Annotated in this window: 7 protein-coding genes and 1 pseudogene; 4 read left to right on the top strand and 4 right to left on the bottom strand. The window is 42.6% G+C overall.

What is annotated here, in order from left to right; all coding sequences use genetic code 11:
- Positions 1 to 82: 82 nt before the first annotated feature.
- Positions 83 to 1,849, top strand: a pseudogene (locus tag KTE19_RS12075) (cation:proton antiporter); the annotation flags it as partial.
- A 204-nt stretch (positions 1,850 to 2,053) separates the two neighbouring features.
- Here the strand turns inward: KTE19_RS12075 and KTE19_RS14180 are convergent.
- Complete coding sequence (locus tag KTE19_RS14180) at positions 2,054 to 2,176, bottom strand: hypothetical protein (RefSeq protein ID WP_283812284.1); 123 nt, start codon at positions 2,174 to 2,176, stop codon at positions 2,054 to 2,056.
- Positions 2,177 to 2,338: 162 nt separating this feature from the next.
- On the opposite strand from KTE19_RS14180, the gene thiD reads away from it, so the two are divergent.
- Entirely contained in the window at positions 2,339 to 3,151 is an 813-nt protein-coding gene (thiD, locus tag KTE19_RS12080; RefSeq protein ID WP_217164482.1) for a bifunctional hydroxymethylpyrimidine kinase/phosphomethylpyrimidine kinase, read from the top strand.
- A gap of 470 nt (positions 3,152 to 3,621) precedes the next feature.
- On the opposite strand, the gene KTE19_RS14065 is transcribed toward thiD, so the two are convergent.
- The 3 genes from KTE19_RS14065 to KTE19_RS12095 form a co-directional block, all read right to left on the bottom strand.
- Positions 3,622 to 3,780 carry a hypothetical protein gene (locus KTE19_RS14065; protein ID WP_249778655.1) on the bottom strand — a complete coding sequence of 53 codons (159 nt, stop codon included), beginning with the start codon at positions 3,778 to 3,780 and terminating at the stop codon, positions 3,622 to 3,624.
- A gap of 153 nt (positions 3,781 to 3,933) precedes the next feature.
- Complete coding sequence (locus tag KTE19_RS12090) at positions 3,934 to 4,113, bottom strand: hypothetical protein (RefSeq protein ID WP_217164485.1); 180 nt, start codon at positions 4,111 to 4,113, stop codon at positions 3,934 to 3,936.
- A 1-nt stretch (position 4,114) separates the two neighbouring features.
- The gene (locus KTE19_RS12095; protein ID WP_217164488.1) at positions 4,115 to 4,813 is read right to left on the bottom strand and encodes an NAD(P)H-dependent oxidoreductase; all 699 of its coding nucleotides are present in this window, start codon (positions 4,811 to 4,813) and stop codon (positions 4,115 to 4,117) included.
- Between the two features lie 93 nt (positions 4,814 to 4,906).
- Here KTE19_RS12095 and KTE19_RS12100 point away from each other — a divergent pair, with 93 nt between their 5' ends.
- Together KTE19_RS12100 and KTE19_RS12105 are read left to right on the top strand one after the other, a co-directional pair.
- On the top strand, positions 4,907 to 5,332 hold the full coding sequence (locus tag KTE19_RS12100; RefSeq protein ID WP_217164490.1) for an OsmC family protein: 426 nt from the start codon (positions 4,907 to 4,909) through the stop codon (positions 5,330 to 5,332).
- Positions 5,333 to 5,863: 531 nt separating this feature from the next.
- A complete protein-coding gene (locus KTE19_RS12105; RefSeq protein WP_217342382.1) occupies positions 5,864 to 7,906 on the top strand; it encodes an ATP-dependent Clp protease ATP-binding subunit in 2,043 nt (680 codons plus the stop codon).
- Positions 7,907 to 8,015 lie beyond the last annotated feature (109 nt).

The raw sequence follows: 8,015 nt of genomic DNA on the forward strand, positions 1-8,015 counted from the left end.
GAATTGACTACTATATTTTGTCACAAGAAAAGCCCCACAATCATTAGACTTACTTGTCTAACAATTGTAGGGCACTTCATTCTGGATTGGGCGATCAATTACCAATATTCTGTCATTAGCGGTTGGGCTCGTCGTGTTCAGTGTGCTGGTTATCGGCAGTGGCTTGCATTTCGCCTACGCGGTCCTGCCGCTAAGCCTATGCTTTGCATTATTAGCAATCGTCACGCCAACCGATGCTTCGGCCGTTAATTCAATTTTCGAGGCCAACCCGATCGCTGAAGAACAAGCCGGGATCCTACAGCATGAGTCTCTGTTCAATGACGCCGCCGGGATTGTCATCTTTGATATGTCACTGACTGCCTTTATATCAGGCTCGTTCTCGTTAGACTATGCTGTGTTCTTATTCTTATGGGAATTTCTCGGTGGCCTGCTCTTTGGTGGGTTGATTGGGGTTTTAATTGTCAGTGTTCGGTTATTTTTAATTCGTTATAACGATGATACCCCATTGATCATGGTCTTGATCCAACTTCTTACACCATTTCTAGTTTATTTGTTAGCTGAAAAGCTAGCGTTCTCTGGTATTTTGGCGGTGGTAGCAGCCGGATTGGCTCAAGGATCTGAACGGGATAAGCTGCGGCTGACGTCTTCTCGGATGCAGGTGGTCACCAGCAACGTCTGGGAAATCATTTCGGGAATGCTGTCAGGGGTGGTCTTTGTCCTATTGGGCCTATCACTTCCTGAAGTGACCCGGGCCATGCATCAATCCGCCAATCCTAATTTCACCATTGTTAAATTGATACTAATTGGAATTTCAATTTATCTTATTAAAGGTGTCATTCGACTCGTTTGGACGCGGTACTTACTCAAGCGGCGGACAAAATCAGCCCATGAATGGCGAGATAGCTTGGTCATGGCGTTAAGCGGGGCCAATGGAACAATTACCCTTTCGTTGGCGTTTTCGATGCCTAACACGATCGATGGTCAGCCATTTATTTTCCGAGGGCCCTTAATCTTTGTTGCAGCGGTGATTATCCTGACCAGCTTAGTGATGCCAACAATCTTTGTCCCCGCTATTTTGCCAAGTCAATCAACCAATCAGCCAAGATATCGCTGGGTCCGTCGCATGATTCAAGCAGCGATTAGCGATTTGGTTAAGGAAAAAGACCATCCGGCAGAAGCTCAGATTGTGATTGATTCACTCCAACAGCAATTGGTCCTCGATAGTACCCCGAACATGCGATTGCGGCGCCAGTTAATGAGTGAGAGTCATCAAGTCGAGCTCGATGCGGTTAAACAATTATACACAGATGATAAAATCACCCAGGAAGAATTGACTTACTACAGTCGCTTTTTGAAATTAAACAACTTTTCTGCCGATGAAAAGATTTGGAAAAATGTGCTGTTGCGGATCCGGTTTAGCCTGCATATTGGGACCTTATATAAAAACCTCAACCGGGCCCAGGAAGCATTTCTAACTGCGCCAGTTGCGTTGGAGGAAGTTTATTGGCGCGAACAATTTGAAAAGCACGGCGAAGACATCCTCCCAATTGAAAAGGCCGGCTTTGATGCGGTCATGAATTTTTTGAAGACCAAGGATCATGAGAGCGGCGTAGAAGCCAATATGGTTAAGCGCTTCTATCGAACGAGGCATCGTCGAATTCATGAACAAGACGTCGATAGCGACATTGTGTATCAAATGTTTATGCGCGCTTTTCACAGTGAATATGAATTAATCCAAGATTCACTGCAAACCGGAAAAATTGATTCGGCACTAGCAGAAAAACTCCAGCAGCGCATTTCAACCGATGAAATGACCTATTTGCAGAATACGGAATTGTTCAAAGGTTAGTATGCGTAGCAAAGCGGTTAGGAATCGGAGTGTAAGTCTCCTCGAACAGAAATTCCGGTTTTGGGAATTTTTGTTCGAGGTGCTTACATGCAGATTCCTGCTTTGCGGAGCATCATTCCTCTATGTAGCCAAATCATATTCATCAAATCAATCAACCATATAAAAAATCCCGACCAGAAATAAATTCCGGTTGGGATTTTTTAATTACTTAGCAGGCGTCTGCTTCAAGAAGTGTTGCAAATCTGCTAAATCTTTGTTTCGCTTAAGATCGTTCTTACGGTTAACTGGACGACGTCCTTGTACGCCGTGTGGATGACAAATACGCATAATTAGACTCTCCTTATTTATTATGACTCTTTATAGATTCCAATAGACTAAATTATTATAATACAACTTGATGGCTGAACGCAAATCAATCTCAAATTTCTCTTTGATTTTTCATTAAATATGGTATTGTTAATAGTTAAGAAACGATATGAGGTGAATTATATGGCAAACGAATTTCCACAAGCTCTAACAATTGCAGGTTCAGATAGTGACGGAAGTGCCGGGATGCAAGCTGATCTCCACACCTTCTTTAGGCGCAAGGTTTATGGTACCTCGGTTATGACTGCTTGTGTTGCCGGTAACAGTTACGGTATTCACGACGCAGTCAACTTACCTACTTCATTTATTGACAACGAGTTCAAGGACCTTGCCGACGACTACCATGTTCGAGCGAGCAAGACGGGGATGCTTTCCGACTCTGAGCTGATTCGCACGGTGATCAAGAATTATCAGAAGTACGATTTTGGCCCATTAGTCGTTGATCCCGTTATCACCACCAAGCACGGCAACATGTTGCTCGAACAAAGTGCCTACAAAACGCTGCGGGATGAGTTAATTCCCCTTGCCTACGTCATCACGCCGAACTTTTTTGAAGCTCAGAAATTAGCTGAGATGGAAATTAAAACTGAGGACGATATGAAAGCAGCTGCCGAGAAGCTCAAGCAACTCGGAGCCAAAAATATCGTTCTTAAGGGCAGCCATCATGACCCCCATCAAACCAAAGTATCAGACTACATTTTACTTGAGTCTGGCAAGAGCTTCTGGCTGACTGGAGACTTCTACCCAACTGAACGAAAGAACGGTACCGGCGATAGCTTATCAGCCTGTATTGCGGCTGAATTAGCCAAAGGAACCGATATCGAACAAGCTGTCCGAATCGCCAAAAAGTTTGTCGACGTTGCCATCGCCAATGAAATTCAAGTTGGTCATCAATTTGGCCCAATCAATCACTGGGCACCGGCTGACGAACTTTAAACAGTCAATCAAATTAACTGGAACCATTTCAAAATCATGCTATCATTTTGTTGGGTAAAATTCCCACATTGGACTTCGAGTCCGCAGCCCTAATTGGCGCTTGCCGTCGGATAATAAAGGGCCATGTCCTTCAGCTTCTACTACATCAAAGAAGCAAGGCAGTCATCTTTTAGGTGGCTGTTTTTATTTTGGAAACCTAGTTGTTACACATCATTATCGATAATTGATTGGTATCGGCATTTAGCCAACTTTAAATCCCTAACAAAATCCCAATGAATTTTGTTAGGGATCAAATTTATCATGAAATTATACGTTAGCATAATCATTATTTCTTTTGATCAAAACTGTCATCCCCATTTTCTAGAAGATAACGTTCCACTGCTTGCTGATCTTTGATTTCTGGAATATTAGATGTTCGGACTTCTCGGGCGATCTCAAAGTTCAGCTGATCATTGTTGGACTGGGAAAGTTCAAATGGTACTTCCCCTCTGCAACAATTTTTTGAGTAAGGCTTTAATTGATGTCGCTTGAGAAATACCAATGTCAGCCAAGACTTCATTCACATCATCATAGAGATCCTGATCAACTTGAACCTGAATTCTCTTTTTGCTTTTCGTTGCTCGTGACATTTTGATCGCCTCGATAATATTCTATCAAAAATGGATAACAATCTCTTCTGGATGATCTTTTTTAGCTCGGAAGATCCCTGGCTTTAGAAGGCTGCTTTGTTACGTTTATTAATAACTTTTTAGAGTTAATAATTCTTATCAATGGCCGCATCCCTACCACTTATCTGGGCTCCAAATCCGCTCATCAATCTCATCTTGAGCCTGGCGGATTCGTTTGTCCTGCTCGTTAACCAGCGCTTTGGCGGCCGTTAAAACCGATCGATTGATAAATGAGGACTCCCCCTCTTTCAGTTGCCCGAGTTGATTTTTTAGCCAGTCATTTGTCTCACTCATCTTATTCCTCCTGATCACGAATCATTTTAATGTTTACTTTTAGATCATCAATTTGGTCCTGCTGAGCCTCGATTGAACCAATGATGAGGTCCAACTTCTGCTGGTCAGCCGCCGACTTTTCCTGTTTCATATGAGTCAATCGGTCAACCAACCATTTCTCCCGATTGTCTAGACTCAATGGCATCTGAGCACTCACATACTGTAAATAATCGACCAATAACAATTCTTTTTGATCTTCTTCCAGGTAGCCGAACTGATTCACCACAAACGGTTTCAGGTAAGTCATCCCGGCCTTATTGGCAAACGCTTCAAACGGCCGCAACAGTTCGGAAATCGTGAAGTGTTCACTGCCACCCGCTTGAAATTCCGCCTCAGCATCGCCTAAGGTGACCACAATCCCCAGTTCTTTGTTCCGCAGCAAATGATTAGCCACCACAAATTTCCGGGTAAAAACATCATCCATGTATTGCTTCAAACTGGCCGGTGATGAATACCAATACATCGGAAATTGGAAAATAATGCGTCTGTATTTTGTAAGCTGCTGCTGTTGTTGCTGGATAATATCTATTTTAGTTTCCTTATATAGGTCATCGATATACTCAAAATCCACATTTGCTTGGGATTTTCCAGCAGTTTTTAGAAATTCCTGAGTAGCCGAATCCGCTAACTTGGGATGGGAAATTAGAATTAATGTTTTCATTTTTGACCTCTTCAAAATTCTTTTAATTTTTAGTGGGAAGCGCTTCATTTCTATTGTAAACTATGGGCAGAAACTAACAAAGGAGGATTTGCTATGTCAGAATATAAAGTTCATTCAGAGTTGCGCAACATTGGTGCTAAGACCGTCCATACCGCTCGCCTGCATCGATTCACATCGGACACGCCAACTGAACATCATGGCACCGATACTGGCCCATCACCCGTTGAGTATTTGTTAGGGGCATTGGGCGCATGTTTGGGTGCCAGTGCCGCCGGTTACGCGCACAGTCCCAATTATGATATTAAAATTGAAAAGTTCGCTATGGATTTCATTGCCGAAACAGAACGCTATCCAGATAAATCATCAAAAGTAACCAAAATTCATGTCAAAATTGACTCCAAAACTAATTTAAGTAAGGAAGAAAACGAGAAGTTTGTCGAGAACGTGATTCATATTTCAACCATTCATAACACCTTACAGGATTCAGTTGAGTTTTCATTTGAAATTAGTAACGATTAGTTTAGATAACAAAATGTGTTAGCACTCTAGACTATGAGTGCTAACTTTTTATTGATTTATTTGAATATTTATTTTAAAACGCTGATAATACAACGTTTATATCAATAATGTTCTGAACACATTTCTTGAACCCATTACATATATATGATACTATATAGTTGTTCGAGAGGGGAACAAGGATTCCCCCCACTGGAACGTTTTTTAAAATTCAGATAATTAAAGAGTGGGTTCTCTAGGCTGAAATTTATAAACGCTTGGATTTGCTTACTCTTTTAGGACAGCTCCGCAAAGCAGAAGCTTCCACCTAGGCACCTTATCCAAAATCCCAGAAGCGGGGATTCCTGAATAGGGCGACTTAGGTTCCAGTTTCTAATTGCTTTGCTCGGCTCACTATACTAGGACAACTCTGCAAAGCAACAATCTGCGCGTAAGCACCTCTGAGAAAAATTCCAAAACCAGGAATTTCCCTCACAGGAGACTTACGCTCCGATTGTTAACCGCTTTGCTCCGCTCACTAAATTTTATGGGGGTATGCATATGAATAATGATATTTTCGGTGATGATGGTTTTGATGACATTTTCAACGACCCGTTCTTCAAGCAAGCCCTTGGAGATTCTAACGGCCGTCAGCAAATGCGCCAGCAACCCATCCAGGTACAAGAACGCCAACCTCAAAATAAGAAAACATTGTTAGACGAATACGGCACTGACTTAACCCAGATGGCTAAAGACGGCAAGCTGGATCCGGTTATCGGCCGTGACAAAGAAATCGAACAAATGGAAGAGGTCCTCAGTCGTCGGACTAAGAACAACCCTGTTTTAATCGGTGAAGCCGGGGTTGGTAAAACGGCGGTTGTTGAAGGCTTAGCCCAAAAGATCGTTGCCGGCGATGTTTCAGAAAAGTTACTTAATAAGAAAATTATTTTGATTGACGTTGTTTCACTAGTTCAAGGTACTGGGATCCGTGGTCAGTTTGAGGAACGGATGAAGAAATTGATCGATGATGTTTCAAAAGACAAGAATGTGATCCTCTTCATCGACGAAATTCATCAAATCATTGGTGCCGGATCAACCGGTGAAGGTGACAAGATGGATGCCGGCAACATTTTAAAGCCTAAGTTGGCTCGGGGTGACTTCCAATTAATTGGTGCTACGACCAGCAATGAATATCGCGACATTGAAAAAGATCAAGCCTTAGCTCGTCGGTTCCAACCAATTATGGTAAATGAACCAAGTGAAAAAGACACGTTAACGATCATCAAGGGCTTGGCACCAAAATATGAGAAGTTCCACCATGTCACTTATACCGATGATGCTTTAAAGGCTGCTGTTTCCTTGAGTAACCGTTACATTCAGGATCGAATGAACCCTGATAAAGCCATCGACTTGATTGACCAAGCCGGTGCCAAAGTTGCCATGGGCTCATCATTGACGAAAGACAAATCAACTTTGCAGCAAGAAGCTCAACAGCTTGAAAAAGACAAGCAGGCTGCTTCTTCCAAGGATGATTTCGAAAAGGCCGCTCAATTACGTGACAAGCTTGATCAGGTCAATGATCAAATTAAGAATATCGATAACGGCACTAAAGTTGAAACGCCAAAAGTCACTCCTGAAGTCATTCAGGCCGTTGTTGAACGTATTACTGGTGTCCCAGTTACCGATGTTAATAAGAACGAAGTCAACCAGCTCAACAATCTTGACAAGGACTTGAAGAAAGAAGTTATCGGCCAAGATAAGGCATTGGATGCCATTTCAGCGGCCATTCGTCGTTCACGAGTTGGCTTTACGGAAGGCAATCGTCCAATTGGCAGCTTCCTGTTTGTCGGTCCTACCGGTGTTGGTAAGACGCAAACGGCTAAAGCCCTTGCTAAAGAATTATTTGGCACGACCAAAGCAATGTTCAGGTATGACATGTCAGAATATATGGACAAGATTAGCGCAAGTAAACTAATCGGTTCAGCTCCTGGCTACGTTGGTTATGAAGAAGGCGGCCGACTAACCGAACAAGTTCGTCGTCACCCATACAGTTTGATTCTCATGGATGAAATTGAAAAAGCTCATCCAGATGTATTGAATCTGTTGCTGCAAATATTGGATGACGGTCGTTTGTCCGATGCTCAAGGCAGAACCGTTGACTTCAGCAATACCGTCATCATCATGACCAGTAATGCCGGTCAAGGTGCCAATGACGACAAGCAGAACGTCATCGACAGATTAAAGCCTTACTTCAAGCTTGAGTTCTTGAACCGAATTGATGATATCATCCAATTCAATTCATTAACCAAGCCAGACTTGTTGAAGATCCTTGACCTGATGCTCAACGATTTGAACGCATTAGTTAACAAGTCACGAGGCATTCACTTCACTGTAACTGATGATGCTAAGAATCAATTAGTCGACATGGGTTACAGCAAAGAACTTGGTGCTCGACCAATGCACAGAGTGATCACCAAGGAAATTACTGATAAATTGACGAACAGCTATCTTGCAAACCCAGACGTCAAGGACTTCACGGTTGGTTTGAAGGATAACGCAATTGATGTTGAACCGGCTAGCAAGCAAGTTGCTGCTTAATCGGCATTAACGCAACGATAACAAATTTAAAGGGGTCAAAGTCAAATCGTATTGATGGCGACTTATGAGCATCACCGAAAGGTGATGCTTTTTTGTTATTAGGCATGAA

It is taken from the genome of Lentilactobacillus dabitei (assembly GCF_019061365.1).
Lineage (GTDB): Bacteria > Bacillota > Bacilli > Lactobacillales > Lactobacillaceae > Lentilactobacillus > Lentilactobacillus dabitei.

Bases quoted from the DNA above. Each gene is read 5' to 3' on its own strand.
- KTE19_RS14180 (WP_283812284.1), bottom strand. From the start codon at position 2,176: ATGCGTATTTGTCATCCACACGGCGTACAAGGACGTCGTCCAGTTAAC.
- thiD (WP_217164482.1), top strand. From the start codon at position 2,339: ATGGCAAACGAATTTCCACAAGCTCTAACAATTGCAGGTTCAGATAGT.
- KTE19_RS14065 (WP_249778655.1), bottom strand. From the start codon at position 3,780: ATGTCACGAGCAACGAAAAGCAAAAAGAGAATTCAGGTTCAAGTTGAT.
- KTE19_RS12090 (WP_217164485.1), bottom strand. From the start codon at position 4,113: ATGAGTGAGACAAATGACTGGCTAAAAAATCAACTCGGGCAACTGAAA.
- KTE19_RS12095 (WP_217164488.1), bottom strand. From the start codon at position 4,813: ATGAAAACATTAATTCTAATTTCCCATCCCAAGTTAGCGGATTCGGCT.
- KTE19_RS12100 (WP_217164490.1), top strand. From the start codon at position 4,907: ATGTCAGAATATAAAGTTCATTCAGAGTTGCGCAACATTGGTGCTAAG.
- KTE19_RS12105 (WP_217342382.1), top strand. From the start codon at position 5,864: ATGCATATGAATAATGATATTTTCGGTGATGATGGTTTTGATGACATT.